The organism is Paenibacillus sp. TSA_86.1 (assembly GCF_052691815.1).
Map to the genome: position 1 here is coordinate 88,310 of NZ_JBQZGE010000005.1, position 23,683 is coordinate 111,992.

At 47.1% G+C, this 23,683-nt stretch carries 23 protein-coding genes; 14 read left to right on the forward strand and 9 right to left on the reverse strand.

What is annotated here, in order from left to right; translation table 11 throughout:
* The first annotated feature begins 29 nt into the window (after nucleotides 1–29).
* The 4 genes from ACUTVW_RS13175 (at nucleotide 30) to ACUTVW_RS13190 (ending at nucleotide 3,728) form a co-directional block, all read left to right on the forward strand.
* The gene (locus tag ACUTVW_RS13175; RefSeq protein ID WP_445646220.1) at nucleotides 30–1,142 is read left to right on the forward strand and encodes a glycoside hydrolase family 88/105 protein; all 1,113 of its coding nucleotides are present in this window, start codon (nucleotides 30–32) and stop codon (nucleotides 1,140–1,142) included.
* Nucleotides 1,139–2,185: a pectinesterase family protein gene (locus tag ACUTVW_RS13180; RefSeq protein ID WP_445646221.1), complete on the forward strand. Its 1,047-nt coding sequence runs from the start codon at nucleotides 1,139–1,141 to the stop codon at nucleotides 2,183–2,185. The genes ACUTVW_RS13175 and ACUTVW_RS13180 overlap by 4 nt, the downstream gene beginning before the upstream one ends.
* Nucleotides 2,186–2,439: 254 nt before the next feature.
* Nucleotides 2,440–3,384 carry a hypothetical protein gene (locus ACUTVW_RS13185; RefSeq protein WP_445646222.1) on the forward strand — a complete coding sequence of 315 codons (945 nt, stop codon included), beginning with the start codon at nucleotides 2,440–2,442 and terminating at the stop codon, nucleotides 3,382–3,384.
* A 164-nt stretch (nucleotides 3,385–3,548) separates the two neighbouring features.
* The gene (locus ACUTVW_RS13190) at nucleotides 3,549–3,728 is read left to right on the forward strand and encodes an aspartyl-phosphate phosphatase Spo0E family protein (RefSeq protein ID WP_154889962.1); all 180 of its coding nucleotides are present in this window, start codon (nucleotides 3,549–3,551) and stop codon (nucleotides 3,726–3,728) included.
* Nucleotides 3,729–3,772: 44 nt separating this feature from the next.
* On the opposite strand, the gene ACUTVW_RS13195 is transcribed toward ACUTVW_RS13190, so the two are convergent.
* A complete protein-coding gene (locus ACUTVW_RS13195) occupies nucleotides 3,773–4,621 on the reverse strand; it encodes an aldo/keto reductase (protein WP_445646223.1) in 849 nt (282 codons plus the stop codon).
* 200 nt (nucleotides 4,622–4,821) lie between these two features.
* Nucleotides 4,822–6,042 (reverse strand): MFS transporter, encoded by a 1,221-nt coding sequence (locus ACUTVW_RS13200; RefSeq protein ID WP_445646224.1) that lies wholly within the window; start codon nucleotides 6,040–6,042, stop codon nucleotides 4,822–4,824.
* Nucleotides 6,043–6,214: 172 nt separating this feature from the next.
* Between ACUTVW_RS13200 and ACUTVW_RS13205 the strand changes: the two genes are divergently transcribed.
* The 3 genes from ACUTVW_RS13205 to ACUTVW_RS13215 all read left to right on the forward strand — a co-directional run bounded on the left by ACUTVW_RS13205 (nucleotide 6,215) and on the right by ACUTVW_RS13215 (nucleotide 7,888).
* Nucleotides 6,215–6,613 (forward strand): winged helix-turn-helix transcriptional regulator, encoded by a 399-nt coding sequence (locus tag ACUTVW_RS13205; RefSeq protein WP_445646225.1) that lies wholly within the window; start codon nucleotides 6,215–6,217, stop codon nucleotides 6,611–6,613.
* Nucleotides 6,610–7,287 (forward strand): TIGR00266 family protein, encoded by a 678-nt coding sequence (locus tag ACUTVW_RS13210; RefSeq protein WP_445646226.1) that lies wholly within the window; start codon nucleotides 6,610–6,612, stop codon nucleotides 7,285–7,287. The genes ACUTVW_RS13205 and ACUTVW_RS13210 overlap by 4 nt, the downstream gene beginning before the upstream one ends.
* Before the next feature lie 139 nt (nucleotides 7,288–7,426).
* Nucleotides 7,427–7,888 carry a MarR family winged helix-turn-helix transcriptional regulator gene (locus tag ACUTVW_RS13215; protein WP_445646227.1) on the forward strand — a complete coding sequence of 154 codons (462 nt, stop codon included), beginning with the start codon at nucleotides 7,427–7,429 and terminating at the stop codon, nucleotides 7,886–7,888.
* A gap of 132 nt (nucleotides 7,889–8,020) precedes the next feature.
* Here ACUTVW_RS13215 and ACUTVW_RS13220 read toward each other — a convergent pair whose 3' ends face one another.
* Nucleotides 8,021–8,995 (reverse strand): aldo/keto reductase, encoded by a 975-nt coding sequence (locus ACUTVW_RS13220; protein WP_445646228.1) that lies wholly within the window; start codon nucleotides 8,993–8,995, stop codon nucleotides 8,021–8,023.
* 112 nt (nucleotides 8,996–9,107) lie between these two features.
* On the opposite strand from ACUTVW_RS13220, the gene ACUTVW_RS13225 reads away from it, so the two are divergent.
* Nucleotides 9,108–10,169 carry an LCP family protein gene (locus ACUTVW_RS13225; RefSeq protein ID WP_445646229.1) on the forward strand — a complete coding sequence of 354 codons (1,062 nt, stop codon included), beginning with the start codon at nucleotides 9,108–9,110 and terminating at the stop codon, nucleotides 10,167–10,169.
* Nucleotides 10,170–10,523: 354 nt separating this feature from the next.
* Entirely contained in the window at nucleotides 10,524–13,094 is a 2,571-nt protein-coding gene (locus ACUTVW_RS13230; RefSeq protein WP_445646230.1) for a DUF2339 domain-containing protein, read from the forward strand.
* A 149-nt stretch (nucleotides 13,095–13,243) separates the two neighbouring features.
* Here the strand turns inward: ACUTVW_RS13230 and ACUTVW_RS13235 are convergent, their stop codons facing one another.
* Nucleotides 13,244–13,669, reverse strand: a complete 426-nt coding sequence (locus ACUTVW_RS13235) for a hypothetical protein (RefSeq protein ID WP_445646231.1) — start codon at nucleotides 13,667–13,669, stop codon at nucleotides 13,244–13,246.
* Nucleotides 13,670–13,783: 114 nt separating this feature from the next.
* On the reverse strand, nucleotides 13,784–13,939 hold the full coding sequence (locus ACUTVW_RS13240; protein ID WP_445646232.1) for a hypothetical protein: 156 nt from the start codon (nucleotides 13,937–13,939) through the stop codon (nucleotides 13,784–13,786).
* A gap of 245 nt (nucleotides 13,940–14,184) precedes the next feature.
* Here ACUTVW_RS13240 and ACUTVW_RS13245 point away from each other — a divergent pair, with 245 nt between their 5' ends.
* Nucleotides 14,185–14,865 carry an FHA domain-containing protein gene (locus ACUTVW_RS13245; protein WP_445646233.1) on the forward strand — a complete coding sequence of 227 codons (681 nt, stop codon included), beginning with the start codon at nucleotides 14,185–14,187 and terminating at the stop codon, nucleotides 14,863–14,865.
* 125 nt (nucleotides 14,866–14,990) lie between these two features.
* Nucleotides 14,991–15,569 (forward strand): class I SAM-dependent methyltransferase, encoded by a 579-nt coding sequence (locus ACUTVW_RS13250; RefSeq protein ID WP_445646234.1) that lies wholly within the window; start codon nucleotides 14,991–14,993, stop codon nucleotides 15,567–15,569.
* Nucleotides 15,570–16,045: 476 nt separating this feature from the next.
* Here ACUTVW_RS13250 and ACUTVW_RS13255 read toward each other — a convergent pair whose 3' ends face one another.
* From ACUTVW_RS13255 to ACUTVW_RS13270, 4 genes are all read right to left on the reverse strand, one after another.
* Nucleotides 16,046–16,348, reverse strand: a complete 303-nt coding sequence (locus ACUTVW_RS13255) for an HIT family protein (RefSeq protein ID WP_445646235.1) — start codon at nucleotides 16,346–16,348, stop codon at nucleotides 16,046–16,048.
* A gap of 243 nt (nucleotides 16,349–16,591) precedes the next feature.
* Nucleotides 16,592–19,075: a carbohydrate-binding domain-containing protein gene (locus ACUTVW_RS13260; protein ID WP_445646236.1), complete on the reverse strand. Its 2,484-nt coding sequence runs from the start codon at nucleotides 19,073–19,075 to the stop codon at nucleotides 16,592–16,594.
* 77 nt (nucleotides 19,076–19,152) lie between these two features.
* Nucleotides 19,153–19,833: a DUF4956 domain-containing protein gene (locus ACUTVW_RS13265; protein WP_445646237.1), complete on the reverse strand. Its 681-nt coding sequence runs from the start codon at nucleotides 19,831–19,833 to the stop codon at nucleotides 19,153–19,155.
* Complete coding sequence (locus ACUTVW_RS13270) at nucleotides 19,826–20,659, reverse strand: polyphosphate polymerase domain-containing protein (protein WP_445646238.1); 834 nt, start codon at nucleotides 20,657–20,659, stop codon at nucleotides 19,826–19,828. Before ACUTVW_RS13270 ends, ACUTVW_RS13265 begins: the two co-directional genes overlap by 8 nt.
* Nucleotides 20,660–20,972: 313 nt before the next feature.
* Between ACUTVW_RS13270 and ACUTVW_RS13275 the strand changes: the two genes are divergently transcribed.
* The 3 genes from ACUTVW_RS13275 to ACUTVW_RS13285 all read left to right on the forward strand — a co-directional run bounded on the left by ACUTVW_RS13275 (nucleotide 20,973) and on the right by ACUTVW_RS13285 (nucleotide 23,557).
* Complete coding sequence (locus ACUTVW_RS13275; RefSeq protein WP_445646239.1) at nucleotides 20,973–21,650, forward strand: response regulator transcription factor; 678 nt, start codon at nucleotides 20,973–20,975, stop codon at nucleotides 21,648–21,650.
* Entirely contained in the window at nucleotides 21,650–23,128 is a 1,479-nt protein-coding gene (locus ACUTVW_RS13280; RefSeq protein WP_445646240.1) for a sensor histidine kinase, read from the forward strand. Before ACUTVW_RS13275 ends, ACUTVW_RS13280 begins: the two co-directional genes overlap by 1 nt.
* Nucleotides 23,129–23,269: 141 nt before the next feature.
* Complete coding sequence (locus ACUTVW_RS13285; RefSeq protein ID WP_445646241.1) at nucleotides 23,270–23,557, forward strand: hypothetical protein; 288 nt, start codon at nucleotides 23,270–23,272, stop codon at nucleotides 23,555–23,557.
* The last annotated feature ends 126 nt before the right edge of the window (nucleotides 23,558–23,683 follow it).

The window sequence follows — 23,683 nt, forward strand, 5'->3', positions numbered from 1 at the left end:
ACCAATACGAACTTCTAGGAGGTACCGCGATGCAGGTACAGACGCAGTTATCCTGGTCTGAGCGAATTGCAGCTACGATTATGCAGCAATGTAACGAGGACGGTTTCCATGCGTTCCCTTCGGGACGGTGGGCATATGTAGAGGGCATGACGTTGATGGGTATGGCACGTACGGGAGAAGAGTACAACAAGCAGGAATATATCGATTTTATGAAGAGACATATGGATCTGTATGTGCAGCCTGACGGCTCCATCGGCACCTACTCCCTGGAAGAATATAATCTGGATCAGATTAATCAGGGAAAAAACCTGTTTGCGTTACTGGATGGTGCCAAGGATGGACGCTACGCAGAAGCAGCTCATCTACTCGCTGCACAGCTTGCAGGGCAGCCCCGAACGTCCGAGGGCGGATTCTGGCACAAAAAAATCTATCCGTTCCAGATGTGGCTGGATGGACTGTACATGTCTTCACCTTTTCTCTCCCAATATGCAAAGACGTTCCAGCGTCCAGAGTTATTTGATGAGGTAGCACATCAAATTTTGCTGGTCGAGCGCCAGACACGTGATCCGCGTACCGGACTGCTGTATCATGGCTGGGATGAATCAAAGGAGCAGATCTGGGCAGATTCCCTGACGGGATGCTCACCACATTTCTGGAGCCGGGCGATGGGCTGGTACGCTATGGCCATCGTGGATAGCGTGGAGCATTTCCCGCTAAATCACCCTAAACGGGGCACGATCATTGGTATCTTTGAACGGATGTGCAATGCGTTGGTACGTGTACAAGAGCAGGAGAGCGGATTATGGTTCCAGGTGCTGGATCAGGGATTCCGTAAAGGGAACTATCTGGAAGCTTCAGGTTCAAGCATGTTTGTATATGCACTCGCCAAGGGTGTGAGATTGCGTTATCTGGAACCTCACTTCAGAGAAGCGGCAGAGAAAGGTTGGCAAGGACTTACCTCCAGGTTGGTAGAAGAGACCGCGGAAGGTGTGAAGTTGAACGGCATCTGTCACGGAGCAGGATTAAGCCTCGATCGTGATGGCTCGTACAGTTATTATGTCAGCGAGGCAATTGTAAGCGATTCCTTTATGGGGGTTGCTCCGTTGTTGCTGGCTGCGCTGGAAATGGAGCGTTTGTCATGACAGAGCAGCGCTCGGCGGCCGATATCATGTTGGAGTCATCTGTGTCCTGCATAACCGTGGCATCGGATGGATCAGGGGACTACAACACCATTCAGGCAGCAGTGGATGCTTACCCGGACGATGGCGTTGGTGGTCTTCCGATTCGAGTGAAGGCAGGTGTGTATGTTGAGAAGCTGCACATGGAAAAGCCGGGCATTCATCTCATAGGTGATGGAGCGGATGAGACGATTATCACCTATGATGATCATGCGCTCAAGAGATTTCCGGATGGCTCGCAGTACCATACCTTTCATTCCTATACAGCGTTTGTCGGTGCGGATGATTTTACGGCAGAAGGGATCTCTTTTGTGAATTCGGCCGGGCCGGGCAAGGAAGTGGGACAGGCGCTGGCCATTTATGTGGATGGGGATCGCGCTGTGTTTCGTCAATGTCGTTTTATCGGTTATCAGGATACAATATTCACTGGGCCGCTGCCGGAGCAACCGCTGGATCGCAGTTATTTCGGCGGTCCGCGTGACGGTGCGGAGCGGCGGAAGTTAAGACAGTACTTCGAGGGTTGTTATATCGAAGGGGATATCGATTTTATTTTCGGCTCGGCTACCGTTGTGTTCAAGGGCTGTGAGATTTATACGAAAAGCCGCCTGACGGATGTGGAAGTGGCGGAAGGCGAAGTGAATGGCTGGATTACGGCAGCCTCTACACCAGAGGACGTTCGTTACGGATATGTATTTGTTGAATGTGATCTGACCAGCAACGCCCCTCCGCAATCGGTGTATCTGGGCAGGCCATGGCGTAATCACGCCAAAGTCTGTTTCCTGAACTGCTGGCTCGGCGCGCATGTGAAACAAGAGGGTTGGCACAACTGGAGCAAGATCGAAGCGGAAGCGACGGTTCATTTTGCCGAATATAAAAGCGCTGGACCTGGCGCTGGGCGTGCAGACGTTCGTGTACCCTGGTCTAACATCCTGACGGATGAAGAAGCAGCCGAGTATGATTTGTCCCTTGTCCTGTCGGGGGAGGATGGCTGGAAGCCATTTAATTAAATAGAAGGATGTAGATCCTTCTCTCGGGCTGTTGTTCCAAAAAGAAAGCAGAGACTGTGTCTAAATTCGGATCAGGAATTTAGAAGCAGTCTCTTTGGTCACTTAGGAGGTAGATATATTCTTTCCTAATTAATGTATTTGGGTGATAGGAGTTTAACCACACTCTTTTATTTTCACTGAATAGCTGACCTCTAAAGTATATAGTAACATATAGGTGTAAGACCTATTTTTGTATTTTTCAGGAGGTGTTTTCAATGGATACTACAAATTCAATTCGAAAAAAACTGATGCAGTATATACATAACAATGACATGAGACATTCCCATTTTGCTAATCAATCAGGCATAAACTCAGGTACACTTAGTCGGATATTACAAGGAAACAAACCAATATCTATGAATCAACTCCAAGCAATTACCGCTGGGATGGGATTGGCTGAAGATTACTTTTTTATCGATTACATTGAGGAGTGTTTCTCTTCTTCAGTGTCTATCAGACGTATTCGGCCATTTTTATTTCGGTGTGCTGATTTAAAAAGAGTAGATTGTATACAGCAAATCACGATACGTATATTAGAAGACCTTTCTTATACCCCGGTATTATTTGATATAGCAGGGCGACCTATATATTATTATATTTTATATGCCTATCTGGCTCGAGCCACAGCTAGTGAGGAATGTGGAAATTATAAGAGGGCTTTAGAGTTTGTGGCTTTATATGCTCACGGTGAGAGTTGGATACGAGAGAAAGACGAGGAGGCCACAAGGATAATCGGACAATTTACAGAGTGGGCTGTTGCCAACACTTATTTGTATCGCCTGATGTCTGGAGAAGTGGATGTTTTGAATGAATATGTTGAGTATATAGCAATCCACGAAGATGAGATATTCATTGCACTGTGGCATATACTCCAAGCTGCGAATATATATCATCTCAATATAGACAGCATCTTGGAACGTTTCAATGAATATATTCCTTACCAATCAGGGCAGACGGAGTTCGGTGAGTATGAACCAACGATATTAAAAGAAAGTTATGTCCAATTCCTCGCTGAACTAGCCATGTATCAGTTGAATGAATGTAAGGATGCTGAGTCCGCAACAAAACTGATGTTAGAAGGTTTAAATTTATCAGTAGCGATGGGGAGTAGGAAGATCATTAACTCTTGCTTGGCTTATATTGAAAAAATTTCGAGATGATATAGGCTGTATGAAACAACATAAGTATAAGAAATGGATACTTATTGATATTCCAATAACATTATTTACTCGTTACGATACTTTCTAAATATTTTTTGTGCCTTTAAAGTAATATTCTATTATCTGACATCAAATTCTAAAATAGTTCAGAGGGGCTGAATTTGATGAAAAGAAGCATGCTTATACAGTTGAGAATAGAGCGGGCTAGAAGACGGCTGCATGAACTGGCGAAGGAACATAACGGATTTCTACACCCTGAGGTAATCAGGCAGTCCGTGATCCTGGATAAACTGATTAACCAGTTTAACGAAGAGGATGAAACAAAAAACAAAGCCGATGGATGAACAATCGACTTTGCTTGACGGTTTAGAGATGTAGTTTTTAAGTTTTAAAAATCAAAGTTATCCGGGTCCGGACCTACGCGCACATTCTCGTTCAACGAGTTGATCCGTTCCATCTCCTCAGTGGACAGCTCAAAGTCGAATATGTCAGCATTTTCGATAATCCGATGCTCTTTCGTGGATTTCGGGATGGTCACGACGCCATTTTGCAGATCCCAGCGTAGGATGACTTGAGCGACAGACTTGTTCTTGGATGTAGCAATCTCCGTGAGTACCGCGTTGTCCAGCAATTCGCCTTGCATTAACGGTGACCAGGCCTCAAGCTGAATGCCATGCTGCTTACAAAATGATTTTAAATCCTCCTGCGTTAGACGCGGGTGGTACTCAACCTGGTTGATCATCGGTTTCACCTGTGCATCCTGCATCAGATCTTGCAGATGGTGAATCTGAAAGTTACTTACGCCAATTGCGCGGATTCGGCCTGCTGCGTACAATTCCTCCATGGCTTTCCATGCACCTTTATACTTGCCGGCTTTGGGCCAGTGAATCAGGTATAGATCCAGGACATGCAGTCCAAGTTTGTTCATCGTTGTATCAAATGCGGCCAGTGTCTCAGCATATCCGAGGTCTGCATTCCATACCTTAGATGTAATAAACAGGTCTTCGCGCTTTAGATCGTTTTCCTGCAAGGCTTCCGCAATGGCCTGTCCTACTCCTGCTTCATTACCATAGATCGCCGCTGTGTCGATACTACGGTAACCATGCTTGATAGCACTTTTTATTGCCTCGATGAGCTCTGATCCTTCTTCGACCTTGAATACGCCTAGACCAAACCAAGGCATATGGACACCGTTATGCAATGTTGTTGTTGATTGTAAATGTTGTGCAGCTGTCATGAGAAATCCTCCTTGAAAAATGTTGATATTTCCATATAAAGTGAAATTGCCAAAGTTTCATGATACAAAATTGAATGATAGTAGATCAAATTGCATCCAACGTATATAGTAACGTATATAATCTGTCGATATATAATATGAGACCAGTTATTGGTTCCAACGGTCTCCTATCCATAACCAGAAATACGTTTTCTCTTAGATTACACCTTAATGAAGCTTTTATTCAGTTGGTTTGAACTCGCCTTGACTTGTTGCTCAAGATGTTTGGCCCATATCGTCAGGATTGCTGCAATGAGTACCATCAATGCACCAACCCAGGTGGTATGAATCAGACCGATAGAGTCATTAATGACTCCACCTAGATAAGCACCTATAGCAATGCCTGCATTAAATGCAGCGATGTTAAAAGCGGATGCTACATCCTTGGCCTGCGGTGCATACCTTTCTGCGAGTGTAAGCACAACCACTTGAAGGCCCGGCACATTCATGAAAGCGAGCAAACCCATGCCGATAATGGTCAGTAGTGCTGCCCATTTGAATGGAACGGTAAAGTACAGCACACCCAGAATGAGGGTCTGTACGATGAACATGTAAAGTAGTGATTTTAACGGGTTTCGATTAGCCGCTCTGCCACCAATCATATTGCCGATGGCGATGGCAATGCCATACAACAGCAGAATGAAGGTCACCGTATGTTCTGAGAAACCGCTAATGTCGTGCAACAGTGGGGATAAATAGGTGAACACAACGAACGTACCTCCGTAGCCTACAGCCGTGATGATAAAAGCGAGCATCATCCGTCCGCCTGTCACCAGCTTGAGCTGATCCCGGATGGCTGTACGTGTGCCACGCTGTAATGCTGAGGGCACAAGTAACAAGTTAGCAATCAAGGCAAGGGTGCCAACTGCTGCGATCAGCATAAAAGCAGCACGCCAGCTAACATGTTGGCCTATGAATGTACCGAAAGGTACACCGGTTACCGTTGCAATGGTCAGTCCGGAGAACATAGTGGCAATGGCGCTTGCTCTGCGGCCTTCTGGTACCAAATCAGCCGCTATGGTGGAACCGATCGACATGAACAAGCCGTGTGCCAGAGCAGATATCACTCGTGCGATAAGCAGTGCGGTAATCCCTGTAGATAATGAGGCCAGCGTGTTGCCTGCGATGAAGACCACCATAATAGCCAGCAGCAATGTTTTGCGTGATATAGCGGAGGTTAGCGATGTAAGGATCGGAGCACCGAACATCACACCCAGAGCATATATGGTAACGGTTAGTCCCGCCGAAGATACACTAACGTGAAGATCATTTGCGATCAGGGGCAAGAGTCCCACGCTGATGAACTCGGTTGTACCGATTGCAAAAGCGCTGATTGCTAGTGCCAGTAGCGCCCAAGTGCTATGTTTTGTCTCATGATGCATGTCCTGCTCAACTCCTAGAATGTAGATTTGCTTACCGGCAAATGCTATTATGAATTATTCGGTATAACATGAACAGTACGTACTTTTTAGTACCCTACGTACTTATTGGTGCCTATACAGTAGCATGAGCGGAAGCAAATGGATTAGTGATTCATCAGGGAGGAAGACAGTAATGGAGCGCAAAAAATATAATATCTCGGTCGAAGCAACGCTAGAGGTTATCGGCGGTAAATGGAAGTGTGTTATTCTCTGTCACCTGACGCATGGAAAGAAACGAACGGGTGATTTAAAGCGTATTATGCCCGCAATTACCCAGAAAATGTTGACACAGCAGCTGAGAGAACTCGAGAATGACGGTATTGTAAAACGAATTGTATACAATCAGGTACCGCCCAAGGTAGAGTATGAATTAAGTGATTACGGGCGGAGTCTAGAGCCAATTCTGACCGCGCTTTGTAATTGGGGTGACCAGCACATTATGAAGGAGTACGGCGACAAAGCAGCCGTGCTGGAAGATAACGGACTCAATGACTTTACTACGGACAACGACAGGGAGCTGATGAAACCGTGAGATACGAAATTCTATACGATGGTGCCTTTGCCATGCTTAAGGTAGAGTTACAGCGTGGAGAACGTTTCAAGGCTGAAAGTGGAGCCATGGTTTCGATGTCACCTACCGTCGAACTCAAAGGATCAGCGGAAGGTGGGATGTTTGCCGGATTTGGCCGCATGCTGAGCGGAGAGAAATTTTTCTTTCAGGAACTGACGGCAGCAGGAGGTCGTGCGGAGATTTTGTTATCTCCATCAGCCATGGGTGGTGTGGAGGCCGTGGAACTCGACGGGTCTTATTCTCTCTATGTACAGAAAGACGGATTTCTGGCAGGGACAGAAGGCATTCAGGTGAACACCAAAATGCAGAATTTGAAAAAGGGTCTTTTTTCCGGAGAGGGCTTCTTTATTGTTGAGATCAGCGGACGCGGCACGGTGTTCCTGTCTTCCTATGGTGCGATACACTCCATACATCTGGCTGCTGGTGAAGAGGTTATTGTGGACAATGCTCACTTGGTGGCTTGGCCGCATTACGTTGATTATCGCATCGAAAAAGCATCCCAGGGCTGGTTATCCAGTGTGACGAGTGGCGAAGGCTTAGTCTGCCGTTTCCGCGGAGAAGGCACGATCTTCATACAGAGCCGCAATCCACAGGGGTTTGGGCAATGGGTGAAACAGTTTATTCCCACACGATAAATAAGGTAATTATTTCATAGATAAACTTATAGAGATGCAACGGATGTGTGTTTCGAAGCGTTAGTATAACAGATTTGTTATACGATGCATGATTCATACATCTCTGCAGCACAAGATCGTACACCATGGAGGTATAAGAATGAAAAGCTCACGATACACGAATCCGCAAGATAGTCCAGGATACCTGTTATGGCACGTAACGACAATGTGGCAGAAGGAAGTGCGAAGGGTATTAGAACCTCTCGATCTGACGCAACCCCAATTCATATTATTACATTCTTGTTTATGGCTTAATGAGCGTGATTTGGAAGGTAAGGGCGTTACCCAGGTTCAGATTGCTCAATTCGCCAATGTAGACGTCAACGTTACCTCTCAGGTGCTACGAGCGCTTGAAAAGAGAGGTTACATTACACGTGCTCGTCATCAGACGGATACACGGGCTAATATTATCACGACAACGCCGGCAGGCACCAAGCTCGCGATTGAAGGGATGAATCTCGTAGAGGAATCAGACAAAAACTTCTTCGAGCTTCTTGCGGACCGTAAAGAGGGATACATGGAAATCATGCAGGAATTCATTCGACTTAAAGAAGAACAATAATAACCATAGCGTATTCTCAGTGACTTGCGTTTGCATCAAGTGGATTCATCATGTGGCTTTTGCGAAAAATGACGAAAAATGGATAAACCTCCCTAACCATGTAAGGTTGGAAGGTTTATTTGTCATTGAGAATTAATCGAGCCTATAGGCAGCAAACGGCTCTCCATAACGGAAATCGTCGCTCAGTTGATTCAGTTCCGTCAGCAGCTCATGTGGAAGCTGCAGATCAAGACTAGCGAGATTATGCTCCAGCTGCTGGGTCTGAGTAGCACCAACGATCACAGTGGATACTGCCGGACGAGTTAGCAGCCATGCTAGCGATAGCACGCTTGGGGAGCAGCCGTATGCCTCTGCCTTGGCGCTTACCTGCTCGCTCAACTGAATGTTGTGCTCCAGCAGGAAGCGGTTGAAGGATGGATCTGTATCTGCTCTGGAGCCAGATGGCACGCTGGTGTGTCCATTGTATTTCCCCGTCAATATACCACCAGCCAGTGGGAAATACGGGATAATGCCTACACCTTGATCGAGACACAGCGGAACGAGTTCGTTCTCAGGTGTTCGATCGGCAAGCGAGTAGCTGGTTTGCGTGGAGATATACCGCGCATATCCGCGCAACTCGCTGATGCCGAGGGCTTTCATCAGCTCCCAGGCGGCGTAGTTGGAGGCGCCGATGTAGCGAACTTTGCCGGACGTGATCATGTCGTCCAGCGTGCGCAGGGTTTCATCCAGCGGGGTATGCGGGTCAAAGGTATGGATCTGGTACAGATCAACATAATCCGTTTGCAGACGCCGCAGGCTATGTTCCAGCTCTTGCTGTAGATGGTAGCGCGAGGAACCGCGCCCATGAGGACCATCATGCCGGGGCAAGCCGGCTTTGGTTGCAAGCACCGCGTTTTCCCGCCGACCAGCCAGTGCCTGTCCGATAATTCGTTCTGATTCGGTGCCAGCATAGATGTTGGCCGTATCAATAAAGTTGATGCCACGGTCCATCGCTGCATGAAGAATGCGGGTTGAAGCGGCCTCGTCTGCTCTTTTGCCAAATGCATTTGTACCCAGCCCCAGCGCTGACACACGTAGACCGCTGTTACCTAAACGTCGATACTCCATCTCTTATCGCTCCTTTGGTGTCCAGTATTTGTATAGCCGATTATATCGTAATCTATTGAAAACGTGTTATTAATATAGTTAAATGAATGAAGAAACCGCAACTAAAGGAGATATGATGGAAAACAGTGCTGCACATCTAACTAGACGGAAGCCGAAGAAACCGAAGAAAAAATGGAAAAAGCCACTCATCATCATACTGAGCATTTTGATTGTGCTTGGAGGCATCGGATTTATCTATCAAAAACAGCTCGTGTTGCTGGCATTTAATATGTTTGCCTCAGGTACGGTGAAGGAAGCTTTGGATGATTCGTATAAAGCCGCAGGGGACAAGGATGCACCTGTTGTACAACATACCGATCCATTTTCACTGTTGCTGCTGGGTATCGACCAGAGAGATAATGAGCCGAGCCGTTCGGACACCATCATCTATTCTGTCGTGCGTCCAGAGGACAATAAAGTGCTGCTGCTGTCCATTCCGCGTGACTCCTATACCGAAATTGTGGGTCGTGATGTGAAGTCCAAGATCAACTCGGCTTATGCCCACGGCGAAGCCAAGATGGCAATGGATACGGTGGAGAAGCTGCTGGAGAACAAAGTGGATTTCTATGCGGCAATTAACTTTCATGGTTTGAAAGACATTGTCGATGCGGTGGGTGGCGTGGAGCTGCCGATTAAGAAAGATATTGAGAACAAAAGCAAAGCGCATGAGAAGCTGTTCGTGCAAGCCAACAAACCGATCTATAGCGGCGAAGAGGCACTCGGATATGTACGTTACCGGGAGGATTCCGATTTCAATCGTACGATGCGTCACCGGATTTTCCTAAGTAGCTTCATGAACCGTGCGATGGAGGTCAAAAATCTGACCAAGATCCCGGACATCATCAAGATTGCCGGATCGAATTTTACAACCAATATGAAATCGGACTTTATTGTGAATTTTGCCGAGTCTCTATATATGAAAGACAGCATTCCAACCATCAGCAATTACATGCTGAAAGGCGACGGAAAGATGCGTAGCGGTACGTGGTATTACGATCTGTCTGATGAAGATCTGACCTATGTGCGAGGTATGATTGCCAGCTGGCTTGACCCTAATACAACACAGTTGATCGAGCCTGAATCGACGGATGAAAGCGGCACAGCAGAAAAAAGCAATACAGCAGATAAAAAGTAGGTTTGAAGCAAGGTGAAGCAGTAGGGCTTCGCACATTGCTTATGATAAGCTACAAAAACACCAAAGTACACAGTAGGGCAGATGCCCTCTGTGTGCTTTTTTTGCTGTCATATAGGTATGGAAATAGGTATCCATACATCTTTTTTGATATCTCCATGCTACTTCTATACTCCTTCTATAAATAAGCATCAGCATCTTCTGGCATCTGTGATATCACAGGCTGAAGTGCCGGTGTTTTTTTGTGTAGTGGCTCAGCATTGTATCAGATGGAAAGTTATCATGAAAACCTCAATTTTTGACATAAGTATAGTAAAATATAGGAAAACATCTTATGACAACCAATGGAGGAAGTCCATGAAGGAATTTAAGGATCGGCTTAGGCAGGTTCAGGAGCGGCAAAAGCAGCTCGCCAAGGACTATCAGGCCCTGCTTCAGGAGTATCAATCCGATGACCTCACGGTTCGTAATGAACAGTTGCTGGAACAGACGCAAGCTCAGCAGCTTAGGCTGCAACAATTGGAGCATCGTGCACGCCAGATGGAAGAGGAAAATGCACGCCTTCGCACGGCCTTGTCCGAGCAGATGCTGGACGAGAAACTGAATCTGATCCGGGTATCCCGGGAGAAGATGGAGACGTATTTTCAAGGGAAAACGGAAGTACATAACGACCATGTCAGCAATTTGGAATACCGAACGAAATCCAATCTGAACGCTCTCTTCCATGAGGCTTCCCGGCATCTGCAGGAGGATGCGGCAGAGATGAAGGAACGGATTGCCTACCTGGCAACGGAGGTGAAATCACGGATCGAATCGCACAAGCAGGCGGTATGGGAGAGAGCCGAGGCTGTGCGCGGACAGATGCAACATGGCTATGACCAGATGGCAGAGGAGGAACTGAGTGAGGAAACCATTCAGCGCCGGATCAAACAGAACCGGATGGAGATGCGCATTGGACTTAGCTGGATTAACAAAGTAGCCATCCTGCTTCTCATCCTGGGGGTGGGTGCAGCCTTCCGATACTCTTATTCAACGTGGTTTAGCGATGAGATGAAAGGTGCGGGTTTCTTCCTGCTCGGCGCACTGATGCTCGCAGGCGGGGAGTGGCTGTTCCGCCGGAAACAGAAAACATTTGCAATGGGACTGCTCGGCGGAGGCATATCCGTGCTGTTTGGATCGATTTTCTACAGTTACTTTTTGCTGCAAATCATCGGGCTATATACAGGTCTCGGTTTATCCATATTGGTGTCGGCCGTCGCTGTACTGTTGTCGTTGCGGTATCAGTCCAAGACAATCTGTTCCTTTGGTCTTGTGGGCGGCTATCTGCCGTTCTTCTCTTATCTGTTCACGTTTGGGTTGGAAGGCACAGCGGTTTATACCGCGATGATCTATCTGTTGTTGCTGAACGGCATCATTGTCATCATTTCCTTCGGGCAGCGTTGGCCGGTGGTGCATTACATCAGCTTCCTGTTCCACGCGCCATCCATGCTGATTCTGTTATGGCTCTCGCCGAGTGAACAGGTGGGCATGTTGTACTCTGTCGTGACGTTTGCCTTGTACCTGGGCATTACGCTCGCCTATCCGTTTAAACATCGGGTGAAGTTGACCTGGTGGGATTTTGCTTTGTTAGCGATGAATACGAGCTTGAGCTGTCTTGTCCTGTATGTACTGCTCGATGCAGCAGGCTGGAATGATGCGCAGGGTTTGCTTGCTGTTATTTTTGCACTCGTATATCTCGGACTCGCCAGATTGGTTCAGCGCTATATGGCGCAGGAGAAACAGACGATCCTCTTGTTCTATCTTACGTCGCTCACCTTTACGATTCTGCTCATTCCGTTCCAGTTCGGTTCGAGATGGCTGTCGATGGGTTGGCTGATCGAAGGTGTGTTGCTCGTGACGTTTGGACATTTCAGAACGTTTAAGGCGGTCGAACGCGCGGGCTGGGGCATCATGCTCCTATGTATTACGATTTTTGTACAGTATGATTTGCTCTCTTTATTCTTTGTGGGGGAATCGTCGTATTTCATGTTAAAATACTCCAGCCTTACGCTGGGAACCTTGCTCATTACACTTTATTATGCTTGGGCGCTGCGCGGAAACGCCTCCGAAGGAACGGGGAGGAGATTCAGCTACGCTTCGTGGGAGCGCGGTTTTCTGGAAGGTTTCAGGTACGTGACCCTTGTGAATGTATGGTTATACGTGCTGTATGAATCGAATGAGCTGTATGTCAGGGCTGTTGATGAAACCTTCCTGTTATATATGTTCTACAAGCTGCTTATGTTTGCCGCACTGACAATTGCTTTGGCATATGGACTGGGCAAAGTGAAGCTGCTCCGTGACCCGTTCCTGCGGGGGTATACACTCTTTTTGCATGGAATTGGGTGCTGTATCGCACTGGCAGTAACCTTGACGATGCCTGCATTGCAGCCAGGTGTAGAGCAGCATACGGCGGCCGAGATTGTCGGGCTGGTTGTCTTGATTATTTTCAACGTGGGCGTGTTCTTCGCAGGCCGAGATCTGCTGATTGCAGGCATTCGCAGTCAGTTCAAAAGTGTGGAGTGGTATCCTGTTATTGCGGGAATCTATCTGCTCGGCGTCATTACCGTGTTCCTGACCATTCAGTTCCAGTGGGGTGACGTGGGGTTGATGTTCAGCCTGATCTATCTGGTGCTGGCGATTCTCTATATTGCCTACGGGTTCCGTAGAAAATACGTCATGATCCGGCGTCTCGGTCTGGGTCTGACGCTGTTCGCTACCGGCAAGATGGTATTCTACGATGCCAGTTTGTTGACCGCAGGCAGCAAAATCTTTGCGTATTTCAGCTTTGGTGTTCTGCTGTTGGGCATCTCGTATCTGTACCAGAAGGTGACCAGCCGGATGGAGGAGATTCAGGCGAGGGAGAGCAAATCAGATGATGAAGAGAACTGATGTAAGCATATAGCGACTGTCGTAATAACTTATGTTAGAAAAACGCTGTACTTAGTACACTTATACTTCGTTAAACGTTGTAGGAGACTCTGGAATTGGGGCAATTTCAGAGTCTTTTCTTATTGAAGTCGTCTAACATGCAATAATAGTTATTTCATTGTTTTGTACAGTTCAGTCATCAGGTCGGCCAGTTTGCTCTGAGGCTCGATCGGATGATGATTGATATTAGTAGGTGTCATATAAAAAATAACCTCTTCTTGTTTAAACACCGTCACATGAAACAGAACCCCAGTTGTATCTTCCTGATGTGGATTCAGAACGATTTTTAAGTGCCGTAACTTTTCAGTCCAGTCCTGAATCAGTTGGGGATCGGTAGTCATTTTTTTAGAACCATCACTGCCACTCATGATTTCGATTGAATCCGCTTCAGTGATGTTGCCTGGAAAGAAGGACCCAAGTTCTTTTGGTGTTTTATTTATTTCCGCTTGATTAGGAAGATCAGAATTTTGGCAACTGCTAAGAATCAAAGCAGCAAAAAGAGCGCATGTGATAGCGTGAATGGTATTTCTTTTCACCGTCATTCCTCCCTTTAGTCTGAAATGAAGGACGTACTGGAAATGTTTCGCATAGATGACATTCGTGAAACGTTTTGCACAGGAGTCGCGTTTATAATAGAGTAGCTTCTACATTTAAGGTTGATTGTTCATTCGAAGCCACGAGATTTCGGAGGCCGATGTCCCTTCTGGTGATACACCGCCGTCGTCACTCACGCGTGACAGCACGGTTAGGGTGATCGATAGAGCGAAGGCAAGCAGCACGTATATCAAAATATTTTTTTTCTTCATGGGAAATACCTCTCTTGTTGAATATGCTAAAGCGTGCGTCCGTCAGGCCGCTATGAGAAAAAATGCACAACGTTTGGTATAGTAATTGAGTAAGTAATGGATGTTTAAGTTTGTTTACATCCATGGTGTTCCTGTATATCACTATATGAAATGGCAGGTATGCAAACAATGGAACAAATCTGATGAATTTATCAGTACTCAAATGAAAAGATAGAGATCGAGTTACATTAAAGGTGGGGAATAACATGCGGGAGACGGCAAAAATCGTCATTCGTACGCCGGGTCAGGAGAGCGATGGTTCGTTCGCTTATGTGAGCCAGGGCCGCTCGATTACGGTGGGGCGTTACACAGGGGTCAGTGAACTGGACTTGTCCATCTATAATCAGATGATATCGAAGCGGCATTGCCGCATTCATTATGACACGAAAGAACAGCTTTGGATCGAGGATTTGGATAGTAAAAATGGAACCGAACTCAACGGGCAACGCCTCGTTCCATATGAGAAATATCCGTTTGGCGAAGGGGACAGCCTGACACTGGTCAACGGTTTGATCCACCTTCGCGTGGAAGGTGATCTCGGAGAAACGAGAGAATATCGCATATCTGATCTGCTCGGTGAGGGTGTGCGTTTACAGGATCATCTGCAGACGGTGCAGGTGAACGAGGATGAAATTCCGTTATCCAAGAAGGAATACCAATTGTTCAAGCTGCTGTACAGCGAACTGGATCATTTTGTCACGAGGGAGCAGATCATTGCTCAGGTGTGGCCGGAACGGAGTATGCTTGAGAGTGATCCGGTAGGCATCGACGAGATTAACTCGCTGATCTACCGCACGAATCGCAAGCTGGGCATTCATTTTACGATTAAATCGGTGTACAAAAAAGGGGTATACATGAAATCTCATGTCGGGGAGACCGATGAGTAGCCGCATCACATCCTCTGAAAACAGCACTACCAAGTAATGTGATCAAGCCTTTAAAAGAATATAGACAAAGGGAAGCTTCTGAGCGATCATAGACCGCTGGAGCTTCCCTTTGTTATGATGAGTTCATGATGATTATTCAATTGATGCCATGGCTCATCGCTGTGTTAACGCTTGTCGCCGTTGTATGGATCGTAATCGTAAGCTGGAAAAATGGAATCTCGCCCATGCCCACATCCGGCCCGGTGAGGCAGGTGGTGATTCAGGAGGTCAATCGCATATCGGGTTATGGTGACATTATGGAAGCCGGCTCCGGTTGGGGAACACTTGGCTTGGATGTAGTAAAGCATTGTCCAGGCAAAAGACTTACGGGCATTGAAAACTCACTCATCCCACTTTGGACTTCTCAATGGCTAACATGGCTCAGTATATGGCTCCGCCGAGTCGGTGGGCAGCAGCATTCATTGAAAGGACGTCTGCGCTTCATTCGCGGAAACATCTATACCTGTTCTTATGCGCATGCGGATTGTGTGATCTGTTATCTGTTCCCGGGTGCGATGACTCGGCTGGTAGACAAGTTCCAAAGCGAACTGCCGCCGGGCGCGAAGGTGATTAGCGTCTGTTTTGCATTGCCGGGCAAGGAGCCGCTACGTACGATCACCTGCCGTGATGCGCTGCGGACCAAGGTGTACGTGTACGCTTTTTAAGAGTGGGACAGGTTGTGATTTTCAAAAATGGAACACGGGACGTTGTACTATCGCTACAGCTTAATGAGTGGACACCTTCCGATGTTATGAAGGAATTCCCATTCTGTCGTCTCCACATTCGTTGTTGAGCAGTCTGAGGGAAGGATATACGGTGCAAGTCAAGTCCTAGATGATATAGCTCAGCTGCGCTTTCCATCAGCTGTGGATGGCTTCCTCCGGGACTCAAGATTACATGAGCGGTTTCTATTTTGTTTCAAAAAACATAAACTCTGTAATACAGTCGAATGGATATGACAGATATATCTCCCTGTATCTTGATTTCGTCTCAGCTAACTTCTAACGATCACAGAGACGTTATTTGACTGGATTTAACCAATATAAAAATCTAACGATCTCCAGTGACGCTATTTCGGTAGAAAGGCTGTCTTTTGGCCATTTTGTGGTATGTTTCTTGGACATCAGCTTCGTAGTGATCGTTAGAAAATAATTCGGACGTGAACCTTTGAAGAGATAGAACTGATCGTCCACAAATCTTGGGAAAGCATGAAAGTGGTAATGCCACACATCTTGATCACCCGCAGGTTCATTATGCTGGCAGTGGAGATTCCTGCACATTCATATGTACTTTTCATAGCTGTAGCTGTAAGCTGAGCTGCATGTTGAATGGCAGCCGCGTAATCTGAAGGCAGGTCAAAGATATTTTCAAAATGCGGATTAGGAACAAGATGAGCGTGCCCTTTATTGTTAGGCCACCATTTGCTCGCTATGAATGCCGTCACCTTTTCGTTTTGATAGATAGTACCTTCTCACTTTGTTTCCTGACCAGGTTGCTCGATTCCCCAAATACAGCAAAATTCGCGTTAGGGTGACAGACTCCTGTTAGATGACTTATTTTCCCTGGGGAAAACATGCAAAGTCCGGCTCCGAGTTCACCTTGAATGTGAAATCAGAGCCGGACTTTTTAATTTACTTAGGTTAGGCAATGTCAATTGCCCTCTCTTCAATCAGCGTATTCATTTTATTTACTTTGCCGAATCCGTAGTTCCTGTTGTACCAGTTGTGCTTGTCGTACCCGTGGTATCTGTAGATGTACCGGATTGTGAACGATTTCTCCCACCGCCGGATCCGCCTTGTCCACCTCCATTGCCGCCATCGAAACCACCCATACCAGAGCGGGCTGTTGTTACACCTGATTCATTCACCCAGGTCACATTGCTTGTGGACTGGAAAGCAACGACCTGGGTTCCACCACTATAGGTACCGCCAGTATAAAGTCCATCTACCGATTTGCCTGTCGATGTTCCGCCAGAGAAGATGACATAAGATCCATCTTTTGCGAGATCCGGTGAGCTAACGACTACATTTTGATAGTCTTTGACTGGTGCAAACGTCAGGATATTATTCCCTTTGCTATCCTGAACATGAACCAATGTTCCGGCTTTTTGTGTCTCGGGGAAGGTCATCACGATTGTATTTTGCGTTGAAGCATCGGAGGTGCCTTGTGCCATGCCGGAGCTTCCCGCCGCCACCAGATATCCACCGTTGATCACAAATGTCCCGTCATAATCGAGTGCACCGTTGCCGTTATTCGTTGGACCATTCACGATCACCGTTCCGCCCGTCATTGTAATGGAGCCATTGGAATCAAGGCCGTCACCAACAGCATTTACGGTCAGGGAGCCACCATTGATGTGAAGCTCGTTATTGCCTGATGATTCGCCTGGCATACCCTCAGGGCCGCGATTTTGCTGGCTTGCATCCGTACCTTGTGCCGACTGATCTGACGTGGATGTGGTACCCGTGGTTCCGGTGGAGTTAGCAGAGTTTGTGTCTGTATCTGCTGATTTGTTGGTGACGCTAGCAGAATTGCTGTTATTTGTAGCTTTTCCCGTTGTAGTTGCGGTTGTGCTGCTCGTTGTTGCCTCACCACCAGCGGCATTCACCCCATCATCCGACGCCATTACGTCTACATCCCCGTCATTCAGGGTAATAATTGCCCCTTCGATTCCTTCATAACTTTTCGCAATTTTGATTGTTCCACCGTTAATGGTCAGCGCCTGATCGGCATGAATGCCGTCATCTCCGGACTGAATGTTGAAAGTCCCATCGTTTACTGTTACATTGCTGTTGCTGTGCAAAGAATCATCCATAGAATCAATCGTGTATGTCCCACCATTGACGGTGAGATTGGTTCCTGCTTTAAGCGCTTTGGCGCTTGTAGACTCTTCCTCTGTTGTTGTCGATGTATTGTCTGCATCGACGCTCGAATCGGACGATACTGAAGTAGTGCTAGTTGTACTCGAATTTGCCGACTTTGTGGAGTTGGTTGTTGTACCGCTGCTAGCTTGGGTTCCTGTTTTGCTTTTCGTTTTGGTCTCCGTTTGGTTTCCTGCATTCGTAGCACCATCTGGCATCGCTGGCATGTCGGCAGACGGTTCACCATCCGGTGGTGTACCCCTATCGGTTGGAGGCGTGCCGCCATTCATTGCATCACCACCACCGAATCCACCACGACCTCCTCCAAAGCCGCCACCACCGGGGCCTTCTTCGACCTTGGCAGGTGCATTCGCGCTGCCGCCAGCTGTCACGATGTTATACGTACCTCCATCGGTGACAAGCGCGGTCTCTGCCTGAATGCCGTCACTACCACTCTGGATGTTGAAGGTACCGTCAGCAATGGCGACAAACCCTTTACTGGCATCCGTATCATTGGTTGATTTAATGCCGTCCCCCGTTGCATCAACCGTAATGGTGCCTGACTGAATGGCAACCATGTCTTTACCTTTGATGCCGTCATCGGCTGCCTTGACGTTAATAGAGCCGCTGATGATTTTCAGATCATCCTTGCTTGTAATCCCTTCATTATAGTTGCCTGTGACGGTCAACTGACCTGCACCGTTAAACGTAAGATCGGCTTTGCTATAGATGGCCGCATCCGGCTCATCGGTGCTGCTGTCGGCATATACGTAGGTTTTGCCATCGGAAACGGCGTTTTGGGTTCCTTTTTCTAGCGTGATTACCGCTTTGCCTGCCTTTTGAATGTAGATTCCTGCACTGTCATTGTCATGAATGGTTGCGCTATTCAACACGAGATGTACCACGCCTTTATCAGCGACATTGACCACGATTTGGCCGTTGGTTAGCTCACCGCTTAGCACATAAGTGCCTGCTTCGGAGATCGTAACTGATCCGTTTGCTGCCTTCGCACCCGAACCGGTTACGGTTGCCGTTGTACCACTCAGCTTGATCATGGTCGAATCCGCTTCAGTCCAGCTGACATTCGTATCATCGGCATCGAGGGAGACCAGATCGGCATACTTCACGGATGTTGATTCGCTGACAGAAACAATTTTGGTTGTTCCTGTTGTGGAGACGGCTGCATTTGCTGTGCTGCTTGTCGTTGCCGGAGCACTGCATGCTGCGAGCAAACTGGTAATCATGGTGATGAACCACAGTTTGCTGCCTGTAATGATGTTTTTACGTTTCTGAGCATTTTTCTTCTTCATATCTATCGTTCCTCTCCAAATCCTAATGGGTTAGTCGAACAATTGAGTAAAACACCGTTCCAAGCTTAATACGAAGCTTAATATTCTGTCGTTGGACTCATCGTTAACGAGATATCCAGGTTGCCGTTCCGTGTGCGGATGGCATCCAGAAATTGTTTCTGATTCACGCTCTCGTGAATCGTGACGTTATAGACCAGTTCGTATAGACTGCCGAGTTCGGTGGTTCTGATTTTTTTCAGATCAAATGGGACTTTAAAATGATGGAATACTTCGTTCAGCGCTTCTTCGTAACTCAAATTCTCGGGAATGGTAATCTTGAGCGTTTTCTGCTGACTCTTTTTCCCGCCAAAGTTAAATCGGTTTAGTACAAACATCAGCACACACAGGATAACGGTGAACAGAATGGCATAACCAAAGGCACCTACACCACAAGCCAGACCGGATGCCATCGTGAACAAAACGTAAGCAATGTCTTTCGGATCACCAGGTGCACTGCGGAAACGGATGATGGAGAAGGCTCCCGCCAAACTGAACGCCCGGGCAATGTTGCTGCCGATAAGCAGAATGATGATGGCAACGATCACGGGCAGCACAACCATAGTCAACGTAAAACTCTGTGAGTAAGTCGCTTGGTTGGTTTTCATATAGGTCAGGCTGATGATCAGTCCCAGGAGGATGGCAAGTCCGATTGTGATGACAGCACTGCTAAAACTCAAGGTTGAATCGTCCAGGGCGGAGCTGAAAAGGGTATCAAGCATATAACACACGCTCTCTTTCGCGAATTAATTTTTCTTGTGAAGCAGCCGTGACCGTATCATTAGGATTGAAATCGGTACCCGGGATCAGCTCGCGTTCGGTCTGATAATTCAGATTGGTGGTTCGCACCAGATGTCTGTATTCATTGCCGTATTTGGAAAAGCCGGTTCGGTACAATCCGTGCTCCGACAGCAATTGGGAGAGCCACATCGGAACGGTTTTCTCGGCTTTAACTTCCATCAGCCATCGCCCGTCCTTCACCAGCGGTTCGCCGTAATCTCCCTGTTCCAGCTTCAGATCATATCTGCGGCTGCGAATGTTGGTGTCAAAGGTAATGCGAAGATCGCGGCTGTTCTTGTCAAACAGCGCCTTACGTTCGTAGGCCAGATACACTTTAGGTTCGAGATCGTAGAGCCGGAGAAAATATTTGATTTCTTCCAACACCTGCGGGTTCATGTAGTCGGCCAGCTCTGGCGCTTGTCCCGAGCGAACAAAATCATAAGCTTCATCCAGCTTCAGCGCCGTTCTACGTTTGTTGACGAGGCCGAACACTTTCTTTTTGATCTCCAGATACACTTTCGCATTCTCTTCGGGTACGCCGTAGGCTCGCAAGCGCAGTTTTTCCTTGTATTTCGGTTTGGATAGACTCGCTCGAATCAGTGAATCCTGCGGTGTGTCGAAGTACAGATTGCTGATGGAGTAAAACTCATGTTTTTTGTTGTAGGCATCCAGTTCCATGTAATGTAGTAGATCGCTGTAAAAATGCTGGTATTGCTCATCGGTCAGCAGATACTTGCTCTCATATCGGTTGAATACTTCAATAGCCATAATGGTTCAGTCCTTTCGGGTATGGATAAGTTGGTGTATGTTTTGATTATGTTTGGTTTGTTGTGTGTTGCTGTCATGTCTGTATCTTAGCGAAGCAACCTTGAATGAATCTTAAATGGTTTTTACATAGCGTTAACATTTCTTTGCCTTCACCTATACTGTTGAAAAAGGGAGCATTCACACACGGATTCCAACGACAGATTAATCTTTCTGGTGGCTGCTACTCTTAATGAGTCTCCAATTAAGGTTGATTCAAGGTTTACTTGATAGAATAAGAACATACCAACCATCGTGAGCAGAGGATGAATAGATCATGAGAATTTTGATAGCGGAAGATGAAGTTCATTTGGCAGAGGCCGTATCGCAGATTTTGAAAAAAAACAACTACTCCGTGGACATGGTCCACGACGGCAGATCAGGACTGGATTATGCGCAGAGCGGCATCTACGACCTGTTACTGCTGGATATTATGATGCCGGAGATGGACGGCATAACGGTGCTTAAAACGCTGCGCAGTGAAGGGAATCATACTCCGGTTATTTTGCTGACAGCGAAAGGGGAACTTTCGGACAAGGTATCCGGTCTTGACTATGGTGCCGATGATTACATTGCGAAGCCTTTTGCCACGGAAGAACTGCTTGCCCGGATTCGGGCAGCCCTGAGACGTAAAGGCGAAGTGATCCCCGGGGATGGGTTGAAGTTTGGCGATATCGAACTGAATACCACGCAGTTGAAACTGAGCGCACAGGGCAAGGAGATCAAATTAAATCTGAAGGAAAACGAGCTGCTGGAACTGCTGATCACCCGCAAACAGGCGATCACCTCCAAAGAGCAGATCATTGAGAAGTTATGGGGATTCGACTCGGATGTCGAGTATAACAACGTGGAGGTTTATATCTCCTTTTTGCGTAAAAAACTAACCTTCCTGAATTCGGTTGTTCGCATTAATACGATTCGGGGCGTGGGATACGTACTTGAGGTGACGAGCTAATGTTCAAGAAACTCCGCAATCGGTTCCTGATTGTCAATCTGGTGTCGATCTCGATTATGATGCTGGTGGCTTTTGTCACGATCTACACGATTACGTACCAGAATGTGCAGCGCGAAACGAATATGGAGCTGTACAAGGTTTCTGATTTTTACCATATCTCTTATGGCTTGGGTACTCAGCAGTCACGAGGTGAAGGGAAAAATGGGGGAGCAGGGACGGGAACGGGAACGAACTCGGGGTCGGGTGTAACTTCTGATGCAGATTCTAATTCAGGTTCAAATTCTCGTTCAGGTTCTGGCTCCGATGCTGACGTAGGAATGAACTCCGAATCGGCAACGGTTCCTTTCTCTACTGGGAGGGGCGGGGGTAACAAGAGTATGAATGGTGGGAACTTTGGTGGATTTCGAGGACCGGGTGGAGATCCCGGTGCACCCCCGGCCCGGTCGGTTTCTTTTATGATCCAAACCGATCAGCAGTGGAAAATTACCGATACACATTCGCTGTTTGATATGGAGGAATCTTTTTACACCCAAGCTCTGCAAAAAGTAGATCAAGAGAAAACGGGTCAAGGTAACAGTAATCGGTGGACCGGACAATTTGCACTGGATGGCACGGATTGGGCCTATGTGGTTGATCCGAGCAGGGACGGGCATATGATTGTGTTCATGGACGTGACCGCGCAGCAGGGTATCCTGACCAATTTAATTTACACCTTTACGGTGGTTGGGCTGATTATGTTTGTGGTGATTTACTTCCTAAGTCGTTATTTTGCTAGCCGCTCCATTGCGCCTGTGCGTGAAGCGTTTGAGAAACAGAAACAGTTTATCGCTGACGCCTCCCATGAGTTGAAAACACCTCTGGCAACCATTCATACGAATACGGATGTGTTACTCGCAAATCAGGAGGAGACCATTGGAAGCCAGGCCAAATGGCTTCACTATATCAAATCGGAAACCGAGCGGATGTCTGGACTAACGAATGATCTGCTGTATCTGACTCAGATGGAGGACTCACGTTCCACGATGATCCATACCAAGTTTAATATGAGTGATGCAGTGGAAGGTATTATTTTGCCGATGGAAGCTGTGATTTTTGAAAAAAACATCGCCCTTGATTACAGCATTGATCCTGATCTGATGGTTCATGGAAACCCGGAGCAGATCAAACAGGTGGTTCTGATCTTGCTTGATAACGCCGTGAAATATTCCGGGCCCAAAGGAACTGTGAACATTACGCTCAAGAAGCAGAACCATGATGTCATGCTAACTGTTTTTAATACGGGGGAAGGGATCGCGTCAGAGCATCTGGATCGAATTTTTGACCGTTTCTATCGCACGGATGCATCCCGAGCGCGCAAACACGGCGGACATGGCCTAGGTCTGGCCATTGCAAAATCTATTGTGGAACAGCACAAGGGAGAGATTTATGCCAAAAGTGTCTTGGGCGAGGGGGCTACGTTTTATGTGCGGTTATCGTAGGGTGGATGCTAAAGTGGCGACTGGCGAAAATGAGTACCTTGTCATAAAGGTGCCGCAAAAGGCTGGGCATAAGTTCTGCCCGTAATGGGATAACCTATGCTACAATGACAGCAAGAAGGATAACCAAGGAGATGAACTGACGTGGCAGACAACAACGCAATTAACGAGCAGGAAATGATTCAATATATTGCTGACAAAACAAAGGCAAGCAAGGCAAATATAGAGCTTGTCCTGAATCATGAGCAAGCTTACATCAACAAGGCGCATGAGAATTCCAAAGGGAAAGACGTTGATATTGACGGTGACGATCTGGCCGACTACATTCTAAGCCGCAAAGATGTGAAGCTCGACGAGCTGACCGTAGAAAGTATTTTGGATGCGGAAATGGATTACTTGATGGACAAGGGTCACGCGGGGTACGTGGATTAGGTAGAGTTTTGGCTTAGAGACCGAACGTTTTGGGTTAAGGAACGAACAATGGAGTAAACTGGGAATAACAGGTCGTTAACCGTGCATCAAAATTCTAACGATCACCAGCGACGCTATTTCTGTGTT

Bases quoted from the DNA above. Each gene is read 5' to 3' on its own strand.
- ACUTVW_RS13175 (WP_445646220.1), top strand. From the start codon at position 30: ATGCAGGTACAGACGCAGTTATCCTGGTCTGAGCGAATTGCAGCTACG.
- ACUTVW_RS13180 (WP_445646221.1), top strand. From the start codon at position 1,139: ATGACAGAGCAGCGCTCGGCGGCCGATATCATGTTGGAGTCATCTGTG.
- ACUTVW_RS13185 (WP_445646222.1), top strand. From the start codon at position 2,440: ATGGATACTACAAATTCAATTCGAAAAAAACTGATGCAGTATATACAT.
- ACUTVW_RS13190 (WP_154889962.1), top strand. From the start codon at position 3,549: ATGAAAAGAAGCATGCTTATACAGTTGAGAATAGAGCGGGCTAGAAGA.
- ACUTVW_RS13195 (WP_445646223.1), bottom strand. From the start codon at position 4,621: ATGACAGCTGCACAACATTTACAATCAACAACAACATTGCATAACGGT.
- ACUTVW_RS13200 (WP_445646224.1), bottom strand. From the start codon at position 6,042: ATGCATCATGAGACAAAACATAGCACTTGGGCGCTACTGGCACTAGCA.
- ACUTVW_RS13205 (WP_445646225.1), top strand. From the start codon at position 6,215: ATGGAGCGCAAAAAATATAATATCTCGGTCGAAGCAACGCTAGAGGTT.
- ACUTVW_RS13215 (WP_445646227.1), top strand. From the start codon at position 7,427: ATGAAAAGCTCACGATACACGAATCCGCAAGATAGTCCAGGATACCTG.
- ACUTVW_RS13220 (WP_445646228.1), bottom strand. From the start codon at position 8,995: ATGGAGTATCGACGTTTAGGTAACAGCGGTCTACGTGTGTCAGCGCTG.
- ACUTVW_RS13225 (WP_445646229.1), top strand. From the start codon at position 9,108: ATGATGGAAAACAGTGCTGCACATCTAACTAGACGGAAGCCGAAGAAA.
- ACUTVW_RS13230 (WP_445646230.1), top strand. From the start codon at position 10,524: ATGAAGGAATTTAAGGATCGGCTTAGGCAGGTTCAGGAGCGGCAAAAG.
- ACUTVW_RS13240 (WP_445646232.1), bottom strand. From the start codon at position 13,939: ATGAAGAAAAAAAATATTTTGATATACGTGCTGCTTGCCTTCGCTCTA.
- ACUTVW_RS13245 (WP_445646233.1), top strand. From the start codon at position 14,185: ATGCGGGAGACGGCAAAAATCGTCATTCGTACGCCGGGTCAGGAGAGC.
- ACUTVW_RS13250 (WP_445646234.1), top strand. From the start codon at position 14,991: ATGATGATTATTCAATTGATGCCATGGCTCATCGCTGTGTTAACGCTT.
- ACUTVW_RS13260 (WP_445646236.1), bottom strand. From the start codon at position 19,075: ATGAAGAAGAAAAATGCTCAGAAACGTAAAAACATCATTACAGGCAGC.
- ACUTVW_RS13265 (WP_445646237.1), bottom strand. From the start codon at position 19,833: ATGCTTGATACCCTTTTCAGCTCCGCCCTGGACGATTCAACCTTGAGT.
- ACUTVW_RS13270 (WP_445646238.1), bottom strand. From the start codon at position 20,659: ATGGCTATTGAAGTATTCAACCGATATGAGAGCAAGTATCTGCTGACC.
- ACUTVW_RS13275 (WP_445646239.1), top strand. From the start codon at position 20,973: ATGAGAATTTTGATAGCGGAAGATGAAGTTCATTTGGCAGAGGCCGTA.
- ACUTVW_RS13280 (WP_445646240.1), top strand. From the start codon at position 21,650: ATGTTCAAGAAACTCCGCAATCGGTTCCTGATTGTCAATCTGGTGTCG.